The sequence below is a fragment of the Lentzea aerocolonigenes genome (assembly GCF_000955955.1).
Taxonomy (GTDB): domain Bacteria; phylum Actinomycetota; class Actinomycetes; order Mycobacteriales; family Pseudonocardiaceae; genus Lentzea; species Lentzea aerocolonigenes_A.
In genome coordinates this window covers 23851-44840 of record NZ_JYJG01000033.1, presented here as the reverse complement: position 1 = coordinate 44840, position 20990 = coordinate 23851, and the positions used below count along the sequence as shown (strand labels likewise).

21 protein-coding genes are annotated in these 20990 nt (G+C 67.8%); 8 read left to right on the top strand and 13 right to left on the bottom strand.

Annotation, left to right across the window (positions count from 1 at the left end):
- Positions 1-312 (bottom strand): epoxide hydrolase N-terminal domain-containing protein (locus tag UK23_RS06670; protein ID WP_045310487.1); only part of this gene is annotated, 312 nt, incomplete at its 3' end.
- A 45-nt stretch (positions 313-357) separates the two neighbouring features.
- Positions 358-1029, bottom strand: coding sequence for a FadR/GntR family transcriptional regulator (locus UK23_RS06665; RefSeq protein ID WP_045310486.1), 672 nt, complete (start codon positions 1027-1029; stop codon positions 358-360).
- 105 nt (positions 1030-1134) lie between these two features.
- Between UK23_RS06665 and UK23_RS06660 the strand changes: the two genes are divergently transcribed.
- Both UK23_RS06660 and UK23_RS06655 read left to right on the top strand, forming a co-directional pair.
- Positions 1135-2322: a CynX/NimT family MFS transporter gene (locus UK23_RS06660; protein ID WP_231114401.1), complete on the top strand. Its 1188-nt coding sequence runs from the start codon at positions 1135-1137 to the stop codon at positions 2320-2322.
- A 4-nt stretch (positions 2323-2326) separates the two neighbouring features.
- Positions 2327-3613, top strand: a complete 1287-nt coding sequence (locus UK23_RS06655; RefSeq protein ID WP_045310485.1) for a BTAD domain-containing putative transcriptional regulator — start codon at positions 2327-2329, stop codon at positions 3611-3613.
- Here UK23_RS06655 and UK23_RS06650 read toward each other — a convergent pair.
- Positions 3610-4176, bottom strand: a complete 567-nt coding sequence (locus tag UK23_RS06650) for a CHAP domain-containing protein (protein ID WP_196777642.1) — start codon at positions 4174-4176, stop codon at positions 3610-3612. The genes UK23_RS06655 and UK23_RS06650 overlap by 4 nt on opposite strands.
- 176 nt (positions 4177-4352) lie before the next feature.
- On the opposite strand from UK23_RS06650, the gene UK23_RS06645 reads away from it, so the two are divergent.
- Positions 4353-4757, top strand: coding sequence for a VOC family protein (locus tag UK23_RS06645; RefSeq protein WP_045310483.1), 405 nt, complete (start codon positions 4353-4355; stop codon positions 4755-4757).
- On the opposite strand, the gene UK23_RS48335 is transcribed toward UK23_RS06645, so the two are convergent.
- The 3 genes from UK23_RS48335 to UK23_RS06630 all read right to left on the bottom strand — a co-directional run bounded on the left by UK23_RS48335 (position 4754) and on the right by UK23_RS06630 (position 7629).
- Entirely contained in the window at positions 4754-5167 is a 414-nt protein-coding gene (locus UK23_RS48335) for a flavodoxin domain-containing protein (RefSeq protein ID WP_052684429.1), read from the bottom strand. The genes UK23_RS06645 and UK23_RS48335 overlap by 4 nt on opposite strands.
- A 64-nt stretch (positions 5168-5231) precedes the next feature.
- On the bottom strand, positions 5232-6605 hold the full coding sequence (locus UK23_RS06635; RefSeq protein WP_045310482.1) for a mycothione reductase: 1374 nt from the start codon (positions 6603-6605) through the stop codon (positions 5232-5234).
- A gap of 58 nt (positions 6606-6663) precedes the next feature.
- Complete coding sequence (locus UK23_RS06630; protein ID WP_045310481.1) at positions 6664-7629, bottom strand: GlxA family transcriptional regulator; 966 nt, start codon at positions 7627-7629, stop codon at positions 6664-6666.
- A gap of 71 nt (positions 7630-7700) precedes the next feature.
- Here UK23_RS06630 and UK23_RS06625 point away from each other — a divergent pair, with 71 nt between their 5' ends.
- Positions 7701-8612, top strand: coding sequence for a DMT family transporter (locus UK23_RS06625; protein WP_045310480.1), 912 nt, complete (start codon positions 7701-7703; stop codon positions 8610-8612).
- Here UK23_RS06625 and UK23_RS06620 read toward each other — a convergent pair.
- Positions 8590-9117 carry a YbhB/YbcL family Raf kinase inhibitor-like protein gene (locus tag UK23_RS06620; protein ID WP_045310479.1) on the bottom strand — a complete coding sequence of 176 codons (528 nt, stop codon included), beginning with the start codon at positions 9115-9117 and terminating at the stop codon, positions 8590-8592. The genes UK23_RS06625 and UK23_RS06620 overlap by 23 nt on opposite strands.
- A 91-nt stretch (positions 9118-9208) precedes the next feature.
- Between UK23_RS06620 and UK23_RS06615 the strand changes: the two genes are divergently transcribed.
- From UK23_RS06615 to UK23_RS06605, 3 genes are all read left to right on the top strand, one after another.
- Entirely contained in the window at positions 9209-9979 is a 771-nt protein-coding gene (locus UK23_RS06615) for a polysaccharide deacetylase family protein (RefSeq protein WP_045310478.1), read from the top strand.
- 26 nt (positions 9980-10005) lie between these two features.
- The gene (locus UK23_RS06610; RefSeq protein WP_156212879.1) at positions 10006-10470 is read left to right on the top strand and encodes an AMIN-like domain-containing (lipo)protein; all 465 of its coding nucleotides are present in this window, start codon (positions 10006-10008) and stop codon (positions 10468-10470) included.
- 63 nt (positions 10471-10533) lie between these two features.
- Positions 10534-11010: an AMIN-like domain-containing (lipo)protein gene (locus UK23_RS06605; protein WP_156212877.1), complete on the top strand. Its 477-nt coding sequence runs from the start codon at positions 10534-10536 to the stop codon at positions 11008-11010.
- A gap of 142 nt (positions 11011-11152) precedes the next feature.
- Here the strand turns inward: UK23_RS06605 and lon are convergent, their stop codons facing one another.
- The gene (gene lon / locus UK23_RS06600) at positions 11153-13501 is read right to left on the bottom strand and encodes an endopeptidase La (protein WP_045310477.1); all 2349 of its coding nucleotides are present in this window, start codon (positions 13499-13501) and stop codon (positions 11153-11155) included.
- Positions 13502-13646: 145 nt separating this feature from the next.
- On the opposite strand from lon, the gene UK23_RS06595 reads away from it, so the two are divergent.
- Entirely contained in the window at positions 13647-14441 is a 795-nt protein-coding gene (locus tag UK23_RS06595) for an SAM-dependent methyltransferase (protein WP_045310476.1), read from the top strand.
- Here UK23_RS06595 and UK23_RS06590 read toward each other — a convergent pair.
- The 5 genes from UK23_RS06590 to UK23_RS06570 form a co-directional block, all read right to left on the bottom strand.
- The gene (locus UK23_RS06590) at positions 14414-15442 is read right to left on the bottom strand and encodes a hypothetical protein (RefSeq protein ID WP_045310475.1); all 1029 of its coding nucleotides are present in this window, start codon (positions 15440-15442) and stop codon (positions 14414-14416) included. The genes UK23_RS06595 and UK23_RS06590 overlap by 28 nt on opposite strands.
- Before the next feature lie 129 nt (positions 15443-15571).
- Complete coding sequence (locus UK23_RS06585; RefSeq protein WP_045310474.1) at positions 15572-17452, bottom strand: patatin-like phospholipase family protein; 1881 nt, start codon at positions 17450-17452, stop codon at positions 15572-15574.
- A 66-nt stretch (positions 17453-17518) separates the two neighbouring features.
- Positions 17519-18154 (bottom strand): CatB-related O-acetyltransferase, encoded by a 636-nt coding sequence (locus UK23_RS06580; RefSeq protein WP_045310473.1) that lies wholly within the window; start codon positions 18152-18154, stop codon positions 17519-17521.
- Complete coding sequence (locus tag UK23_RS06575) at positions 18151-19983, bottom strand: ABC transporter ATP-binding protein (protein ID WP_419503869.1); 1833 nt, start codon at positions 19981-19983, stop codon at positions 18151-18153. Before UK23_RS06575 ends, UK23_RS06580 begins: the two co-directional genes overlap by 4 nt.
- Before the next feature lie 76 nt (positions 19984-20059).
- Complete coding sequence (locus UK23_RS06570) at positions 20060-20953, bottom strand: alpha/beta hydrolase (protein ID WP_196777641.1); 894 nt, start codon at positions 20951-20953, stop codon at positions 20060-20062.
- Positions 20954-20990 lie beyond the last annotated feature (37 nt).

The following is a 20990-nucleotide window of genomic DNA, read 5'->3' as shown; positions in this document are numbered from 1 at the left end:
GCCCGGCCAGCCGTGGATCAGCAGCAACGGCAACGCGTCCGGCTTCTGCGAGCGGACATGCACGAAGTGGATGCGCTGGTCGCTGATCTCGGTCGTGAACTGCGGGTAGGAGTTGATCCGCTCCTCCTGCGCCCGCCAGTCGAACTCGTCGGCCCAGTACGAGGCGAGCGGGCGCAGGTAGCTCAGCGGGATGCCGTAGGACCAGCCGACACCGGGGAGGTCGTCCTCGGGCCAGCGCGTCCGAGCCAGCCGGGCGCGGAGGTCGTCGACCTCGGCCTGCGGGACCTCGATGCGGAACGGCGTGATCTCCATGGCCCCCACGCTATGAGCTCATGCGGACAACTTTCGTCCGCGTTTTCAGCAGAACTTCTCGATCAGCTCCTCGAAGAACCCGCCTGCCTCGATCGCCGCCTTCTCCTGGTCGCCGTCCCGCACCGCGTGCAGCAGCCCGGTGTGCGACACCTGGTCCTGACCAGGCTGCGTGGTGTCGACAGATGCCGCCACCGAAGCTTTGACCGCCTCGGTCAACCCCTGGTAGAGCTCCGCTAGAAGCGTGTTGTGCGAGCACTGCACGAGCAGCACGTGGAACGCGGTGTCGTGCTCGATCACCTCGGCCCACTGCTCGGCCTCCATCGCCGCGTCGCGCTTGCGCAGCAGCTCGGTGAGGCGCGTCAGCTCGGCGTCGGTGCGGTGCTTCGCGGCCAGGCGCGCGCCTTCCATCTCCAGCGTGCGGCGGACCTGGAGGACCTCTTTCAGCTCGGTCCCGCACATGCGGCGGACCGCGCCGGAGATCTCGCTGGTCGCGCGGACGAACGTGCCGTCGCCCTGCCGCACCTCCAGCAGGCCGGCGTGCGAGAGAGCGCGCACGGCTTCACGAACCGTGTTCCGACCCACCCCGAGCGCGGTGACCAGCTCGGGCTCGGGCGGGATGCGCTGCCCGACGGGCCATTCGCCGCTGGTGATCGCGCTTCGCATCTGCTCGATCACCTGGTCGACGAGGCCTGCACGTCGGGTAGTGGCCAACGGCACAGCGTCATCCTTTCATCCGAACATCCCATGTCTGCGATAGTGGTGCACGTGACGATTCAGCAGACGACTAGTGCCGCACAGACTGCCACCGATCCGGGTCGCAGGGTGACGGTCGTCAAGAATCGTCACGTTCCGCTGGTCGGGTCCACGCTGCTCGCGATCGGGGTCGCCCTCGCGGCGGCGAATCTCCGCCCTGCGGTGACCAGTCTGGCCTCGGTGCTCGTCGATGTCCGCGCCGCCCTTGGGGTTTCGGCCGCTTGGACCAGCGCGTTGACGGCCGTTCCGGCGCTCTGCTTCGGCTTCGCGGCGTTCGCGGCCCCCTGGCTGGGTCGCCGCCTCGGCATGGCCCGTGCGATCGGACTGTCCTTGGGGGTGCTGACGCTCGGCCTGGTGCTGCGCGTGATCGACGGTCCGTGGGTCGTGCTGGGCGGCACCTTCATCGCGTGTGCCGGTATCGCGGTGTCCAACGTGCTGATCCCGGTGGTGGTGAAGGCTTCCTTCCCGGACAAGGTCGGCCTGATCACGGGTGTCTACACGGGAACGCTCTCCGCGGGCGCCGCGCTGGCCGCCGCTCTCACGCCACGGCTTGAGGACTTCTTCGGCTCCTGGCGCCTGGCCGTCGGGGTGTGGGCGCTGCTGTCCGCCGGAGCGGTGATCGTGTGGTTCGCCGGTGCACGCCACGGCTCGGAAGCCTCGGTGGTCCGCTCGGCCGCCCCGGCCGAGAAGCGGTCGTTGCTGCGCAGCCCGCTGGCGTGGGTGATCACGGTGTTCTTCGGCCTGCAGTCGCTGTTCGCCTACACCGTCATGGGCTGGTTGCCCGCCATGCTCGTCGACTCGGGCGTGGACCGCAACACCGCCGGCATGCTGCTCGCCGTCTCGATGCTGCTCAGCGTCCCGGTCAGCTTGTTCGTGCCGCCGATCGCCGCTCGCTTCAAGAGCCAGGCGCCGATGGTGCTGGCGCTGGGCGTGCTGTCGTTCGCCGGCATCTTCGGCATGCTCGTCGCGCCGTCCGCCGCGCCCGGCCTGTGGGTGGTGCTGATCGGGTTCGGCATGGGCATGTTCCCGCTGGCGCTGCTGGTCATGTCGTTGCGCACGAAGTCCACTTCGGACACCGCGCGGCTCTCGGCGATGGCGCAGAGCCTCGGCTACCTGATCGCGGCGAGCGGGCCGTTCGCGTTCGGCGTGCTGCGGGAAGCCACCGGTTCGTGGACCACGTCGCTCGTGCTGCAGCTGGTGCTGCTGGCCGCGTTGACCGTTCTGGGCATGATCGCGGGCCGTCCTCGCTACGTTTGACCCCGTGAGACTGGGGTTCGGATTTCTCGGCGACGTCGTCGTCACGCGGGACGGGCAGGAGCTGAAGGTCGGGCACGCACGTCAGCAGTGCGTTCTGGCCGTGCTGGCGGTGGAGGCCGGGCGTCCGGTCTCGCTCGACCAGCTCACCGACCGGGTCTGGGGTGACGATCCGCCCGCCAAGCCGCGAGACGCGCTGCACGGTTACCTCTACCGGTTGCGGCAGGTGCTCGGCGACGACGTGATTCTGCGGAAGTCCGGCGGTTACGCGCTGGTCGCCGACGACGTGGACCTGCACCGGTTCTCGAAGCTGATCTCCGCCGGGCAACACGCGGAGGCGCTGCAGTTGTGGCGCGGCGAGCCGTTCACCGGGTTGCAGTCGCCGTGGCTCGACTCCGTGCGAGACCGGTTGTTGCAGGAGAAGCACGTCGCCGAGACCGAATGCGCCGAGGTCGCGCTGAAGGAGGGCCGGCACGGCGAGGTGCTCCCGGCGTTGCTCACCCGGGCCGCTGACCACCCGCTCGACGAACGCGTCGCGGGCCAGCTGATGCTCGCCCTGCACCGCAGTGGACGCTCAGCCGAGGCGCTGGAGTCGTTCGAACGCCTTCGCCGCACCCTCTCCAACGAGCTGGGCACGGACCCGAGCGCACTTCTGCGCGACCTGCACCACCGCATCCTGACGGAAGCCGAACCGCCCCACGCGGGGCCCTCTCGTGTGCTCCAGCCGAACGAAAGCGCCCCGCGTGCGCTCAAGCGACGGCATGCGGTGGTGTTCGCGGTGGCCGGGGTGGCGGTGGTCGCCTTGATCGCAGTGCTGGTCAACCAGGGCGCGCCCACCACGCCGTCGTCCGCGCCCACCGGCAAGTACGCAGCCCGGTTGAAGGCGGGTGATCTCTGCGTGACCGAGGGCCGCGACCGGCAGACGCACGACGGCCCGCCGATCGCCGTGCAGGGCGCGTGTTCCAGTGAACCGCCCAAGACGTTGATCGAACCGATCGGCGGAGACAACGACAGGATCTGGTGGGACCACCCGGCGAACGGCCTGGGGTGCCTGAGCGCGATGGGAGGTTCGGTGCGGGAAGGCGCACGGCTCGAGCCGTGGGACAAGTGCCGTGACGACATGGCGTTCCAGCAGTTCCGGTTCGAACGCGTCGGCCAGGACCGCTACCGGCTGCGGCCCCTGCACACCGACCTGTGCGTCGGAGTGCAGGAGCCGCTGGCACCGGGTGCCGAGGTGGTGCTGGAGCAGTGCACCGGTGGTGCCGATCAGGAGTTCACGGTCGAACGTCTCTAGAACGTCGGCTTCACGTAGCCGTAGACCGCGCCGCCGTTGGTGGTGGCGGTCTTCGGGTCGATGGTGCGCTTGGTGACCTTGTCGGACAGGTTGCCGTCGATCGTGGTCAGCTTGCCGTCGGCGTGCACCTTCACGACGAGCCCGACGTGGCCGTTGAGGCTGCCGGGAACGCCGAACACGATCGCGTCACCGGCCTTCGGGGATCCTCCGCGGGTGCCGGCCGGACGCTTCTTGAGCAGCCCCTGGTCCGCACCCCACTTGGCCCAGTACGTCGCCACCCACGCCTTGCCGTAGCCCGCCGGCGGGAGCTTCTTCACGCCCGCCTTGTTCCACACCCACCTGGCGAACATGCCGCACCAGGCCGCGCAGTCGCCGCTGTACTTGTTGCAGTTGTTCGCCCGCTCCTTGTAGCCCACCTCGGCGGTCGCGATGCGCACGATGTCGGCAGCGGCCGAGATCTGCACTTCCTCGGTGGGTGCGGCGGTTGCGGATGAGCCCATCAGCAGCGTGCTGATGATCGCGGACAACACTCCCGCGATGAACGTCTTCTTGATGGATCGCACGTTCTTCTTCGCCCCTCGCATGTCGTCTTGCGGTGTCCGTCCGGACGCCGGGATGAAGTCGACACGGAGGCTCTGGGACGCGTCTGGATCACGCTGGGACGTGACTGGAACGCCTGGTCAGAAGGTGGTCAGGAATCGAGAAGCGGGGTGCACGCGGTGCTTCTAGCGTTGTCGGCATGGACATCGACATTCACGCCACGTTCCTCCCGCACACCGACCCCGAGGCCTCGCTGGCGTTCTACCGCGACCTGCTCGGCTGGGAGGTCCGCGTCGACGTCGGCCAGGGCACGATGCGCTGGATCACCGTCGCCCCGGTGGGGTCGACGACCTCCGTCGTGCTTTCCCCGCCGGCCATGGCGGAGGGCCTCACGGACACGCAGAAGACCGCTATCGCCGAGATGATCGACGCCGGCTCGTACGGGTACATCCAGCTGGCCACGCCGGATCTCGACGGCGTGTTCGACAAGCTGCAGGCGAGCGGCGCCGACGTCGTGCAGGAGCCGACCGATCAGCCGTGGGGCAGCCGCGACTGCGTGTTCCGCGACCCGGCCGGCAACAACGTCCGCATCCTGCAGGCCTAGTTCGACACGAACCCGCGGTGCAGCACCGTGAGCTGGTCGGCGAGGTAGCGGGCCCACGCCTTCGCCCGATCCCAGTCCGGTGCCGCACCCGCGAAGCTGACCGGCCCACTGGCCCCCAGCTTCCGAACCATGCGGGTCACGTCGTTGGGCACGGGTGGAGTGCCGCGGTGGAACAACCACATGGGCGTGTGTTTCAGCGAAACCTTGTGCCGCCGCACGAACCGATGCGCATCGCGGGCCGCGGCGTCGCCCATGATCACGGCACCGAACCCGTGCAGCGTGTCGGCGGCGGCGACCGAGAGCACGGTGACTCTCAGCCCGCAGCCGGCGAGTTCGGTGCCGATGATCTCGGCGATCTCGTCGGTGGCGGCGATCTTCGAGGTGTACGCGACGAGGACTCTGTCAGTCATCGCTGCATGGTTGTTGGTGAATGCGGTTCCCGACAGCGGCGGAAGTCCCTGTCGGCCAAGGCATTCAGTCCAGCGGCAGGTTGAGAAGGGCGTTCTCGACCAGTTCGGGCATCGCCGGATGGATCCAGTACTGCCCACGTGCCATGGACTTCGCGTCCAGGCCGAAGCTCATCGCCTGGATGAGCGGCTGGATCACCGTCGACGCCTGCGGGCCGATGATGTGCGCGCCGAGCAGCTGTCCGGTGGCGGGATCGGCGATCAGCTTCGCGAAACCGGTCGTGTCCTCCATCGCCCAGCCGTACGCGATGGACGCGTAGGCCTGCGACGAGGTGACGTAGCGAATTCCCTTTGCCTTGGCCTGTTCTTCGGTGAGCCCGACGCTCGCGATCTGCGGGCTCGAGAACACGGCGGCCGGCACGAACCGGTGGTCGCTGGCCTTGGGCTCGTCCGGGTTCAGCAGGTTGTGCTGCACGACCTTGGCTTCGTGGTTCGCGACGTGCTTGAGCTGGTAGTCGGAGCTGATGTCGCCCAGCGCCAGGATGTGCGGCTGGCTGGTGCGCTGGAACTCGTCGACCTTGATCCGGCCGTCGTCGTGCAGCTCGAGCCCTGCCTTGCCCGCGTCGAGCAGGTCCGTGTTCGCCTGTCGGCCGACCGCGACGAGAAGCTGAGCCGCCTCAACGGTTTCCGCGCCGTCCGGGCCTTCCATGTGCAGCCGGACACCGGTCTCGGTCTTCTCCGCGCGGATCGTCTTGCGCTGCAGCCGGACGTCCCACTTGTGCTTCACGACGTCGGTGAACCGCTCGGCGATCTCCAGGTCCTCGTGGCGCAGCAACAGGTTCGAGCGCGCGATCATCGTGACCTTCACGCCGAAGCTGCTGAACACGTGCGCGAACTCGGACGCGATGAAGCCGCTGCCCAGGATGATCAGGCTCTCCGGCAGCTCGTCCAGGCGCATGATCGTGTCGCTGGTGTGGAAGCCGGTCGTCTCGATGTCCGCGATCTCGGGGACCGTCGGCCTGCTGCCCGCCGCCACCACGATCCGGTCGGCGGTGATCGTCTCGCCGGTGCCGGTGTCGATCGTGTGCGCGTCGATGAACTTCGCCGTGCCCTCGTAGACCGTGACGTTCGCGTTCTCGTTGGCGCGCCAGTTGCGGCCGCCCTCGGCGATCGGGTCGATCCGCCCGAAGACGCGGTCGCGGATCTGCGGCCAGTGCACCGCGTCGAGGTGCGCGTCCACGCCGAGCTTCTTGGCGTTCGCAGGCGCCGCGGCCTGGTCGGCGGTGTGGACGAACATCTTGGTGGGGATGCAGCCCACGTTCAGGCAGGTGCCGCCGAAGGTCCCCTTCTCGAGGATGGCGATGTTCCAGTCCGCCATCGAGTCGTTCGGGATGGAGTTGCCGGAGCCGGTACCGATGATGACCAGGTCGAAGTGCCTCACGTGTCGATCCAACCATCTGCCGCGAGCCGGTGTTCCCCGATCAGGTGTTACGCAGGTCTTACGCCGAGGTCGGGGTGCTGTTGGAGAAGGTGCGGCGATAGGCGTTGGGGGAGACGCCCACGTCCTTGTAGAAGTGGTGCCGCAGCAGGGCGGCCGTGCTGAACCCGCTGCGCCGCGCGATCTCCTCGACGGCCAGCGAGGTCTCCTCGAGCAGCTTGCGGGCGTGCAGGACGCGTTGCGCGGTCAGCCAGCGGACCGGGGTGGTGCCGGTCTCCGCGACGAACCGCCGCGCGAAGGTGCGTTCGGAGAGCCGTGCGCGGCGGGCCAGGTCGGCGACCGTGTGCTCGACGTCGAGAGACTCCAGCATCTGGTCGAGCACCGGCTGCAGGCTCATCGCCGCGTTCGTCGGCACCGGCATCTCGATGAACTGCCGCTGCCCGCCTTCCCGCTGCGGCGGCACGACCATGCGCCGGGCGATCGCGGTGGCCGGGCCGGTGCCGAGCTCGCGGCGCACGATGTGCAGGCACGCGTCGATCCCCGCCGCCGTGCCCGCGCTCGTGACGATGTCGCCGTCGTCCACGTAGAGCACGTTCGGGTCGACCTCGGCGCGGGGGAAGCGCTCGGTGAACGCGGCGGCGTGATGCCAGTGGACCGTGCACGGCCGGTCGTCGAGCAGGCCGGCCTCGCCGAGCAGGAACGCCCCGCTGCACACCGAGAGCAGCGTCGCGCCGTTCGCGTGGGCCTCGCGCAACGCCTGCAGCACGGCCGGTGGGTAGTGCTCGCGCAGCCTCGCGGCGGGCACCGCGATGAGGTCGGCGTCCTTGAGCGCGTCCAGGCCCAGCTCGGGGATCAGCTGCACGCCGACGTTGGTGCGCAGAGGCTCGCCAGGCCGTTCCCCGCACACCCTGAACTCGAACGGCGGCACGCCGTCCTCGGTCCGGTCGATGCCGAACACCTCGCACACGACACCGAACTCGAACGGCGCGACCCCGTCGATCAGGACCACGGCAACACTGCGTAGCATGGCAGGATCTTAGCGAAGGGTGTCAACGCTGCCACTGTTGGCGGTATGTGAGCCATCGCAAACTTAGTGCCATGAGCATTCAGGCGGCTGAGCTGCGGAAGAAGGGGATCGTCGAGCTGACGATCGCCATGGTGTTGTCCGGGACCATCGGTGTGTTCGTGTTCGAGTCCGGCGCGCAGCCGTTCACCGTGGCGTTCTGGCGGTGCGTTTTCGGAGCTGGGGCGCTGGGCCTGTACTGCTGGATCCGGGGCTTCTTCAGCGACACCGGCTTCACCCGAAAGACGTTCCTGCTCGCTCTGCTGGGCGGCGTCTTCATCGTCTACAACTGGGCGTTCCTGTTCTCCGCCTACGCGAAGACGTCGATCTCACTCGCGACCGTCGTCTACCACACGCAGCCGTTCTACGTCGTGCTGCTGGGAGCGTTGGTGTTCAAGGAAAAGCTCACCGCGGCCAAGCTCGGCTGGGTCGGTGTCGCGTTCGCCGGAGTCGTGCTGGTCACCGACATCACCAGTGTCACCGTGAGCGGTTCCTACCTGCTCGGCATCGGCCAGGCACTGCTCGCCGCGTTGCTCTACGCGTTCGCCACGATCATCGCCAAGCAGCTCAAGGGAATCCGCCCGCACCTGATCGCTCTCGTGCAGGTGACCGCCGGCATCTTCCTGCTGCTGCCGTTCGTCGACTTCTCCGGCACCGCGTCGATCGGCAACGGCTGGGCGTGGCTCGTCGGCATCGGCGTGATCCACACCTGCGTCATGTACGTGCTGATGTACTCGAGCTACCAGAAGCTTCCGACGTCGCTGATCGCGGTGCTGTCGTTCGTCTACCCGGTGGTCGCGATCATCGTCGACATGTCGGTGTACGGCACCAGGATCCACCCGCTGCAGATCGTGGGCATCCTGCTGATCTGCGGCGCGAGCCTGGCCAACTCGCTGGGCACGTCCCAGCGAGCCGGCCGCTTGCTCAATGCTGGTAAGTCGGCGTGATGATCGCCCTGGCCAGCGTGTGGAACGCGAGGTTGAAGCTCACCACGGCAGGCGAGGCGTCCCCGTCCACGTCGAGTTTGTCCACGTCGACCGCGTGCACCACGAAGTAGTAGCGGTGCGGGTGGTCGCCCTTGGGCGGGGCCGCGCCACCGAACGCACGCGTGCCGAAGTCGGAGCGCACGTGGAAGGCGTCACCCGGAAGTGTGCCGTCGTCGTTGCCCGCGCCGGTGTCCAACGAGGTGGTGGTCGCGGGGAGGTTCACGGCCACCCAGTGCCAGAAGCCGGAGGGGGTGGGGGCGTCGGGGTCGAAGCAGGTGACCACGAAGCTGCGCGTCTCGGCGGGGAAGCCGGACCACGAGAGCTGGGGCGAGGTGTTGCCGCCCTCGAAGACCTGGGCGTCGGGGAGCTGCTCGCCGTCGCGCACGTCCGACGACGTCACGTCGAAGGTGCCGACCTGCGGGAGCAACTGGTAGGGGTCGGGAGCGACTGGGCGCTCGAGGCTCATCGTTTCTCCTCCTCTTTGTGATCAGTTCGAGCCTATCCCCGTGCAACCATGAGGGCCTGCGCGGCGTCTTCCGCGTGGAGGGGGAAATACGATGTCCAGGTTGCGGCTTGCTGCTGCATTTGTACTGGTTGCCGGGCTCGTCTCATGCGGAGAGGCGCCCGACGCGCAAACCAGTGGTCCCGTTCTCACGACGTCCTCGCCGGCGCCGACGACGACCACTCCGGAGCGGCCGAAGCGCATGTTCGAGCCGCCGTACCCGTACGGCACGGTGCAGGCTCACGCGCCCGCGACCGCCGACGGCATGGTGCCCGTGGTCACGCACATCGCGACGGACAAGCCGTACGTGTTCATCACGATCGACGACGGCGCGGTGCAGCACCCGAAGGCGCAGGAGCTGATGATCAACGCCGGCGTGTGGCCCTCGTTGTTCCTCAACACCAAGTACGCCGAGGGGCACAAGGACTACTTCAAGCAGTTACCGGCCACGATCCACAGCCACACCACGAACCACCCGAACCTGCAGGGCAAGCCGTTCGAGTTCCAGAAGCAGGAGATCTGCGGCAACGCGGACTTCCTGGCTCACGACTACGGCAAGCGCCCGACGCTGTTCCGGCCGCCGTTCGGCAACTACGACGCGACGACCCGCAAGGCCGCCGCGAGCTGCGGGTTCAAGGCGCTCGTCAACTGGACGGCGGCGGTCAACGACGGCCACGTGCAGTTCCAGATGGGGGACAAGCTCAAGCCGGGCGACATCGTCCTGATGCACTTTCGTACAACGTTCGTCGAGGATTTCACGGCGTTTTTGAACCGCGCCAAGCAAGATGGGTTGACTCCAGTGCCACTGGAGGACTTTCTGGGGTAGCCAGATCCGTGAAGAGGGGGATCTTCATGAAGAAGTTTCTTGCTGGGCTCGCTGCTGTCGTGATGGCGGTGACGATCGTGCCGAGCGCGTCGGCGGCCGGCACCACGCTGCTGACCAACGTTCGGACGGGACACCACCCGACGTTCGACCGCGTGGTGTTCGACCTGACCGGTGCCGAGCCGGGGGCCAGCGTCACGCGGACCACCGAGCCGACGAGCTGCGGCTCGGGCAAGCCGGTCTCGGCACTGGGCGAGGAGTTCCTCGAGGTGCGGCTGCAGCCGGCCGCCGCGCACGAGAACGGGCACTCGACCTACCCCGGATCGCGCAAGTTCGAGACGGGTCTGCCGACCGCGCAGAGCGTCGCGTTCACGTGCGACTTCGAGGCCGTCCTGTCGATCGCGATCGGCGTGAACCGGAAGAACGCGAGCTACCACGCGTGGTTCACGACCGATGGCCCGTTGAGGTACGTCGTGGACATCGACCACAACTGACGCAACTGTGACGCGGGTCACGCGTCTGTTCTTATATCGAGAAGCCCTGAGAGGGGGCCAATGATGAAGAACAGACGCGTGGCCGCGGTGCTGATGGCAGTGCTCGCGGTCTTCACGTTCATCCCGACGGCGTCAGCGCAGAGCGTGCCGACGCTGTCGAACATCCGAACCGGCGCACACCCCGACTACGACCGGGTGGTGCTGGACATGTCCGGCGTGACTCCGGACTACCGGGTCAGGGAGGTCGCCGGTGTCGCCAGCTGCGGGTCCGGCGCCCCTGTCTCCATGCCCGGCAGCAACGAGGTCCTGTCGATCTACGTGCACGGTGCCGCCGCGCACGACGACAACGGGAACCCGACCTACACCGGGTCGCAGAACTTCGCGACGCCCGGCCTGAACAACGTCCGCAGGGTCGCCCTCCACTGCGACTTCGAGGCAGTGCTGGGAATCGCCGTGGGTTACGACAACGCCGGCACCTGGCACCGGGTGTTCCAGCTGACGAACCCGAGCAGGCTGGTCATCGACATCGGCCGCTACTGACGCGAAAAAGCCTCGTGGGGACAGCAGTCGCCGCTACTGCCCCCACGAGGGGTGAGTGGTGTGTCCACGGACCCTCGCCGGTCTGTCCCACCTGGACACGAACCAGGCCGACGAGGGCCCGTGGACACACCACGCGAAACTCTTACGCCGCAACGACTGCGACGTTCTCCTGCGAGAGCGCGTGTTCCAGCACCTCGGACACGTCCGACACCAGGTGCACGGTCAGCTGTTCGCGCACCGACTCCGGCACGTCGTCCAGGTCCGGCTCGTTGCGCGACGGCAGCAGCACCGTCGTGATGCCCGCGCGGTGGGCGGCGAGCAGCTTCTGCTTCACGCCACCGATCGGCAACACCCGGCCGGTCAACGAGATCTCACCCGTCATCGCCACGTCGGAGCGCACCGGGCGGCCCGACAGCAGCGACGCCAGCGCCGTCGTCATCGTGACGCCCGCGGACGGACCGTCCTTCGGCACCGCACCCGCCGGGACGTGGATGTGCACGCCACGACCGTCCAAAGCAGCCGCCTTGTCGTCGTGCGAGCGCAGGTACGACAACGCGATCTGCGCGGACTCCTTCATCACGTCACCGAGCTGACCGGTCAAGGTCACACCGGAAGCTCCAGTGTCCTTGGGTGCCAAGGAAGCCTCGATGAACAGCACGTCGCCACCGACACCCGTGACGGCCAGACCCGTTGCCACACCGGGAACCGAGGTGCGCTCGGCCGACTCCGGGGTGTTCTTCGGGCTGCCCAGGTACGACTTCAGCGACGGCTGGTCGACCACGACGGGCAGTTCCGAATCGCCCAGAGCCACCTTCGCGGTCACCTTGCGCAGAACCCGTGCCAGCGCACGTTCCAGTTGCCGCACACCGGCTTCACGCGTGTACTCGCTCGCCAGCTGGTGCAGCGCGGGCTTCTCGAACTTGACGTCCTCGGAGGTGAGGCCGGCGCGGTCGAGCTGGCGCGGCAGCAGGTGGTCGCTGGCGATCGTGACCTTCTCGTCCTCGGTGTAGCCGTCGAGCTGCACCAGTTCCATGCGGTCGAGCAACGGCGCCGGGATCGACTCCAGCACGTTCGCGGTCGCGAGGAACACCACGTCCGAGAGGTCCAGCTCGACCTCCAGGTAGTGGTCGCGGAACGTGTGGTTCTGCGCCGGGTCCAGCACCTCGAGCAACGCCGCCGTGGGGTCGCCGCGGTAGTCGGAGCCGACCTTGTCGATCTCGTCGAGCAGCACGACCGGGTTCATCGACCCGGCCTCGCTGATCGCGCGGACGATCCGGCCCGGCAACGCGCCTACGTACGTGCGACGGTGGCCCCGGATCTCGGCCTCGTCCCGCACGCCACCGAGAGCCACGCGCACGAACTTGCGGCCCATCGCGCGTGCCACGGACTCGCCGAGCGACGTCTTGCCGACGCCGGGAGGGCCCGTCAGAGCCAGCACGGCACCGGAACGACGTCCACCGACAACGCCCAGACCGCGGTCGGCGCGACGCTTGCGCACGGCCAAGTACTCCGTGATGCGCTGCTTCACGTCGTCGAGCCCGGCGTGGTCCGCGTCGAGGATCTCGCGCGCGGCCTTGATGTCGTAGGAGTCCTCGGTCCGCTCGTTCCACGGAATCTCGAGAACGGTGTCGAGCCACGTCCGGATCCAGCCCACCTCCGGCGACTGCTCCGAGGTGCGCTCCAGCTTGTCGACCTCGGTCAGCGCGGCCTTGAGCACCTTCTCCGGCAGGTCGGCGGCCTCGACGCGAGCCCGGTAGTCCTCCTGCTCGGTGGCGGGCTTGCCGTCGAGCTCGGCCAGTTCCTTGCGGATCGCGGCCATCTGCTGGCGCAGCAGGAACTCCCGCTGCTGCTTCTCGACGCCTTCCTTGACGTCCTTCGCGATCGTCTCGTTGACGTCGAGCTCGGTCAGGTGCGCCTGACCCCACTCGAGCAGCTTCTCCAGCCGCGTGGTGACGTCAGCCGTCTCCAGCAGCCAGATCTTCTGCTTCTCGTCGATGTACGACGCGTAGCCGGCGAGGTCGGCCAGCGCCGACGGGTCACTGATCTGCTGCACCGAGTCGACCATCTGCCACGCGCCGCGCGTCTGGAGGATGTTCGTCACCAGCGCCCGGTACTCGCGGGCGAGCTCACGGGTCCGCTCGGTGATCGGGGACTCGTCCGCGATCGTCGCGTTCACCCACAGCGCCGCGCCCGGCCCGGTGGTGCCCGTGCCGATGCGCACGCGCTTGGTGCCGCGCACGACAGCCGCGCGCTCACCACCGGGCAGGCGTCCGACCTGCTCGATCTCGGCCAGTGTTCCCACTGCCGCGTACTTCCCGTCCAGCCGTGGGACGAGCAGCACTTGATGGTTCGCGGCCGTCGTAGCAGCGTCCACGGCCGCGCGGGCCTCGGCGCTCGCGTCCGCACCCGAGATGCGGATCGGCACCACCATGCCGGGCAGCACCACGACGTCGTCCAGCGGCAGTACCGGCAGGGCCAGAGTCTCGCCCATCTCGTCACCCTCCAAAGTTGAGTCTGTACCGCTCAACCATCTGGAGCGTGGTGGTGTTCCCCTCCGCTGTTCGCTGTGAGCGAGCGCGGCGCAACGGGTGACGTCGGTGGACACTCGTGTGCACACGAGTAAGGATGCGCGCGTGATGGAAGAGCTGAAGTGGGTCCCGTCCACTGTCGACGTCACGCGCCCGAGCGTCGCGCGGATGTACGACTACTACCTGGGCGGCTCGCACAACTTCGAAGCCGACCGCGCCGCCGCCAAGCAGGTGGAGCAGATCTTCCCCGGCGTCGCCCAGAGCGCCCAGGCCAACCGCTCGTTCATGCGCAGGGTCGTCCGCCATCTCGTCTCGCAGGGCGTCGACCAGTTCCTCGACCTGGGCTCCGGCATCCCGACCGTCGGCAACGTCCACGAGATCGCCCAGCACGACAACCCGGACGCCCGCGTGGTCTACGTCGACTTCGAGCCGGTCGCCGTCTCGCACAGCAACGCGCTGCTGGCCGACAACCCCAACGCGAACGCCATCCTCGCCGACCTGCGCGCGACCTCCACGGTCCTCGAAGGTGCCCGCGAGACGCTCGACTTCTCCCGCCCGATCGGCGTGCTGATCATCGCGGCGCTGCACTTCGTCCCCGACGCGGACGGGCCCTACGAGGCCGTTGCCGAGTACATGTCGGCTCTCGCGCCCGGTTCGCACGTGGCCATCACCCACGCCAGCTGGGACGGCCTGAGCGACGAGGAGAAGGCCGAGGCCGCACGCGTTGCCAAGATCTACAACAACTCCGACAACCGGCTCACCATGCGCACGAAGGACCAGGTCAGCCAGTTCTTCGAGGGCATGGAGATGCTGGAGCCGGGCGTCGTCGCGGTCAACGACTGGCGCCCGGACTCCTACGAGGACTGGACCAGCATCTACGGCGCTGTCGCCCGCAAGCCCTGAAGCAGCCGGTCCCGTATCTCGTTCGTCTCGCGGTCGGTGAGGGTGCGTTCCGGCGCCCTCATCGTCACGCGGATCAGCACGTTCTTCTGCCCGGGCCTGGCTTCCAGGCGTTGTTGGACGTGTTCGGGCAGTTCCTCGGCCGGCGTCTCGCTCAGGATCGCGATCTCCTCGATCACGTCCTCCGGAGTGAGCGCCCGGATCTGGTCGCCGAGCGTCTCGATGTCCTCGCTCTCGTGAGCCATGATCGAGATGTCCCTGATCGCGGCGGGATGCCGTGAGATCGGCCGGTACTCGTCGAGGTCCAGCATCTGCGTCGCGATCCGCGGGTCCTCGTTGCGCAACAGCCGGATGTCCGGGATTCCCTTGCGCAGCATCAGAAGCCGGTCCAACCCCCAGCCCGTCGCGAGGCCGTGCGGGTGGTCTTCGAGGACGTGGCGCGCGGTCCGTCCGCCCTCGCCGATCTCCACCCATTCACCGTCGTGCCAGACGTCGATCTGCTTGCCGTGCGTCGTGTACGGGTGTTGCGCGTCGACCATCCGATAACGCTTGCCGGGCAACAACGTCGTGACGACGACGTCGACCAGTTCACCGAAATCCTCCTGGCTCCTGCTGATCCGCCAGACGTCCAGCTGGTGCGGGGTGCCGGTGTGCAGGCGGTCGACCGTGTCCCGGCGGTACACGAGTCCAGGGCAGACCAGCGTCACGTCCGGTGTCGACGCCCGCATCGCCGGCGGGATCATCGCCGTCGTGTGGCTGCGCAGCATGCACGTCTCGCTGACGTACCTGGTGTAGCGCGCTTCCCTGGTGACCGCGTCGGCCGGATAGCCGAGCCGCTCGTAGTTGTGCTCCACCGGCACGAGCGGGTGATGGCGGACTTCCCGCGGGTTGTCGAGGACGGCGTGCAGATCTTTGACCAACAACTGCATCGCGTGCGGCCCCTGCGCGGGATCGCTGAGGTCGCGCACGCTCAGAGCGCGCACGAGTTCATCGGTGCGGTACATGGGGTTCTTCCCGTTCTACTCGGTCTCTGTGGGATGCGGAGTCCCCCGACCAACGGGAAGGTTCTAAGCGCGCGCCACCGCCGCAGGCCGGGGGTGGCTAAATCGCGTCACGCACCCAGGTTACCGCTCCTACTCGGGTGGCGTCAGGCGCAAATCCGGATCGACCGGCGCCACGCCGTCGAACGGCCCGTCGTCCTTCAACCGCCCGACGTCGTCAAGCGCGACCTCGATCTGGGCCTTGTAGGGGTCACCGTCGGCCGGGGGAGTCGTGAACCACTCGTGCAGCTCGGCGGGAATCTGGAACCGTGCGAGCAGCTCCTCGTACATCGCGTCCCGCTCCGCAGCCTGCACGCCGAGCTCCTGGTACTCCCGCACCGCCATTCGCAGCCGGATCCACCGGTACCGGTCCGTGTTCGCCTGCTGTTCGAACCGCTCCCGCAGCAGATCCCCGGCCTTCTGCCCGCGCAACGCCAGCTTCCTGATCGTGGCCGGCGGCATGAACAGGTTCGTGCCGCCCTCGTCCTCGGCCTGGCGCACGTGCGCGATCCGCCCGCGATAGCCCGGCAACGCCGACTGCATCGTGTCCCGCCAGTCCAGGAACGTGTCCAAAATGGACACCAGGAACTTCGGCATCGACGTCAGCGGCGCGTAGTGCGCACCGGCGGTCGACGCGTCCTGCTCCGGCAGCCACACCTCGTTCGTGTCGCCCGGCGGATACGGCTGCAGGCTCAGCCCGAACGTGGGCCAGCGCGGCAGCAGCGAGTCGAAGAAGTGGATCGGGAAGTTGCTGGTGATGCCACCGTCCGAGAACCAGTGCACCCGCCCGTCCCGGCACAACGGCACCGCCGCGATCAGCCCGGGGAACGACAGCGACATCCGCACGGCCAGCACCACCGGCAGGCTCTCACGGCCCGGCAGTTCCCTGAGCGGCATGTGCGCGTGCTCGGGACACCTGTCGCCGGTCTCAGGTCCGTTCATCTGCTCGACGACCCGGCTCGGCAACACGTACCCGAGGCACTCCTCGCAGTACTGCCACTCACCCTTGAACGGCAACCGGTACGGCCGCCCCTCGGACAGATCCGTCGTCATCAGCACCAGGTTGATCTCGCCGAGATCCCCGAACGTCAACGCCCGCTCGGTCCCCGCGAGGTCGTCCAACTGATCCGCGATCCAGTCGGCCAGCGGCGGCACCCCGGTCGGCTTCGGCATGCCCGCCAACCGATCCAGCCACGACGGCGTGAAATCCCCGGTACCCGGCACGAGTCCGAAGTGGATGGCACGCGCGTTGTTCCGCATGTACCGCTGCATCGCGTACCCGTACGTGACCGTCAACGCGCTGACAGCAGCCAACGTCAACACGAGCCACACCAGCAAAACCACCGCAGCCGTCGCATAGTGCCTGGAGAACGCCAACCCGAGCACCAACGGCACGATGACGAACAACACCGCAGGCCAAGGCAAACTCCCGCGCAACGGCCACAGCACAATCACAATGCACGCGAGCGCGAGCAACACGACCAGCACCGCCAGCCATGTCGGGTACTGCTCGGGCGCCAGCCAGGCGGACCACAACACGGGCCCGCCCAGCCACAACAACGCCATCAGCCCGAGCACACCCTTGGCGCGCAACCCGACAGCTCCGAGCAACGCGAAGAACAAGCACGAGATCGCACTGCGTCCGGTGGTGTCCCGCCTCTGCATCGTCGCCACGACGATCCGGTACAGCGCCCGCGTCTTCTCGTTGGGCTGGAACAACTGCGCCAGCCGCCACTGCTCCGCCCCGGTCCCGGACGTGAACCAGTCGATCAGCTTGGTGAGCTTCTCGAACCCACCGGAACCACGCCCGCGCTCGGCGGCCGCGGTGAACGCCGCCGCGATCGCCCCGGCGGACGCCCCGCCGATCTGCTTGAACTCGTAGTGGCGCGCCAACGACGCAACCGCCAGCGGATAGACAACACCGCTGGTCGTGCCGCCGCGCATCGTCAGGTCGCAGTAGCGGTCGTACTCCATGTGCTCATGGTCGCGCGCTCAAGACCATTCGCCGCCGAAGTTCACTCGGTCGCCACCAAACCGATCTCAGCCCGCCACCTCGGCCAGCTCGGCAGGCGTCCCGGCCATGATCACCCGGACGTGCTCGGTGACCTTCTCCACCGGCCAGTCCCACCAGGCGATCCGCTCCAGCAACTCGATTTCCTCGTCGCTGTACCGCTTCTTCAGCATCTTCGCCGGATTCCCGCCGACCACGCCGTAAGCCGGCACGTCCGACACCACCACGGACCCGGACGCGATGATCGCCCCGTTCCCGATCCGCACCCCCGGCATGATCAACGCCTGGTACCCGATCCAGACGTCGTTGCCCACCACCGTGTCTCCACGAGAAGCCGCCCCCAGCGCGATGTCGAGGGTCTTCTCACCCCACGCGCCACCGAAGATCGTGAACGGGAAGGTCGACACCCCGTCAGTCCGGTGATTTCCACCGGACATGATGAACCGGACGCCCTCGGCCAGCGCGCAGTACCGCCCGATCAACAGCTTCTCCTCGCCGAAGTTGTAGAGCACGTTGCGGCGCTCGAACTCCTCGGCGTGGAACGGATCGTCGTAGTACGTGTACTCACCGACGATGATCTGCGGGTTCTTCACCAACGGCCGCAGTTGCACGGTCCGCGCGATGTCCGGCAACGGGTAGAGGTTGTCGGGCGAGGGAATGGTCATGGCGTTCCGATCGGCTCTTCGCTGAACTGCGTGCGGTACAACTTGGCGTAGTGGCCCTCCAGGGCCAGCAACTCCTCATGCGTACCACGCTCGACGATCGCGCCGTGATCAACCACGAGAATCTGGTCCGCGGCCCGGATCGTCGACAGCCGGTGCGCGATCACCAGTGACGTCCGCCCGGCCAGTGCCTCGACCAGCGCTTCCTGCACCGCCGCTTCAGAACGCGAGTCCAGGTGCGCGGTCGCCTCGTCCAGGATCACCACGCGCGGCTTGGCCAGCAGCAACCGCGCGATCGTCAGCCGTTGCCGTTCACCACCCGACAGCCGGTAGCCGCGTTCACCCACCACGGTGTCCAGCTGATCCGGCAACGACGACACCAGGTCGGCCAGCCGCGCCCGCGTCAGGGCGTCCCAGATCTCCTCGTCGGTCGCGGCAGGTGCCGCCAGCCGCAGGTTCGCCCCGATCGACTCGTGGAACAGGTGCCCGTCCTGCGTCACCATGCCCACGGTCTCGCGGATCGAGTCGAACGACAGCTCGCGAACGTCCACACCGGACAGTCGCACCGCGCCGGAGTCCGCGTCGTACAACCGAGGTACCAACGAGGCAACGGTCGACTTGCCCGCGCCCGACGCGCCGACCAGTGCGATCAACGATCCCGGCTCGGCGACGAAGGAAACCCCACCGAGGATTTCCTCGCCTCCACGGGTGTCGAGCGACGCGACCTCTTCCAGCGAAGCCAGCGACACCTTGTCCGCGGACGGGTAAGCGAACCGGACGTCCGAGAACTCCACCGAAACCGGTCCGTCGGGCACCGCGACGGCGCCCGGCTTCTCCTTGATCAACGGCGGCAGGTCCAGCACCTCGAAGACCCGTTCGAACGACACCAGTGCGGTCATCACGTCGACCCGTGCACCCGCCAACGCGGTCAACGGCGCGTACAAGCGCGTCAACAACAGGGCCAGCGTCACGATCGTGCCCGGCGCCATCTGCCCGGCGATCGCGAAGTACCCGCCCAGCCCGTAGACCAGCGCGAGCGCCAACGACGACACCAAGGTCAACGCGACGAGGAACAACCACTGCGCCACGGCAGTCCGCACGCCGATGTCACGCACGCGCCGAGCGCGCGCCCCGAACTCCATGCTCTCCAACGACGGCCGGCCGAACAGCTTGATCAACGTCGCACCCGGCGCCGAGAACCGCTCGGTCATCTGCGTCGTCATCGCCGAGTCGAGGTTGGCGGCCTCGCGGTGCATCGACGCCAAGCGCTTGCCCATCCGCCGCGCCGGGATCAGGAAGATCGGCAGCAGCACCATCGCGAGCACCGTGACCTGCCACGACAGCGTCAGCATCACGGCCAGCGTCAACACCAGCGCGATCACGTTCGTGACCACCCCGGAGATCGTCTCGGAGAACGCCCGCTGCGCCGCGATCACGTCGTTGTTCAGCCGCGACACCAACGCTCCGGTGCGCGTGCGGGTGAAGAACGCGATCGGCATCCGTTGCACATGGTCGAAGACGGACTGCCGCAGCCGCAGGATCAGGTCCTCGCCCACGCGCGACGACTGCCACCGCTCGGCCAGCGAGAAGCCCGCCTCCAGCACCGCCACCCCGGCGATCGCGACAGCCAGCCACACGATCACACCGAGGTCGCGCCCACCGGTGATCTGGTCGATCACGCGACCGGCCAGCACGGGCGAGGCGACTGCCAGCACAGCGGCCACCGCACTGGTGGCCAGCAACGCGTACACGGCACGGCGCTGCGGCCGTGCGAACCGGGCGACGCGCTTCAACGTCGCCCGGCTGACGCGGCGATTTTTCTCGTCCTGCATCGCGCTTTCGAGCGCGTACCAGGCGTTGAAGTCGATGTTCATGACGACCAGTCTCGAACCTCGACCTACGACGAGGTCAAGCCGATTTCAGGAACTCGTCGATCTCGGCGAGCGCTGCCGCACGTACCGGCTCGGACGACAGGAACAGGTCGTGCATGCCGTCCTTGATCTCCACGACCCGGACCGATGATCCGATCTTCGGGCCCCACTTCCGCATGCCCTCGACGTCGAGCACAGCGTCCGCCTTGGACACGTCCTCGCTCCACGCCTTGGCGTTCAGCATGCTCTTGTCCGAGTGCAGCACCAGCACGGGCACGCGTACGTCGAGTCCGTTGTGGACCTTCTCCTGCGCGATCAGGATCGCCCGGATCCACCCGGCGAGCACCGGGAACCCCGCGAGCGGCTTCCATTTCAGGTCGAAGTCCCACTCGCCGTTGCGCGAGTTGTGGATCGCCGACCCGTAGGCGTCGCCGAGGTTCGCGCGGATCTTCACCTTGGGCGCGACCTGACCGATCAAGCGAACCAGCTGACGCATGAACGGCGGCTCGACGACGTCCAGCCACGGGCTGTTCAGCACCAACGCGCTGATCAACTCGGCATCCCGCCGTTCGTGTGCCCACAACGACGTGGTGAGGCCACCGGTAGAGTGGCCCATCAGGACGACACGCGAATGCTCTTCGCGAACCTTGGCGATCGCGGCGTCGATCTCCTCGAAGTACACGGCCATGTCGGTCGTGTAGTTCGGGACCTCGCCCTCGCGCAGCGAGCGGCCGTATCCGCGCAGGTCGACCGCGTAGAAGTCGTAACCCTGGGCGGTGTAGTGCTCGGCCACGTGCTCCTGGAAGAAGTAGTCGGCGAACCCGTGCACGTAGAGGATCGCGCCGCGGTCGTTGGCCGCGGCACGCCTGCGGACCAGGGTCGCGGAAGCACCGCCACGCAGCGGCAGGACGGTGGTGTCTTCGTCGGTCACCGCGCCAGTTTGCAACCAACCGGCGCCGATTCCGTGC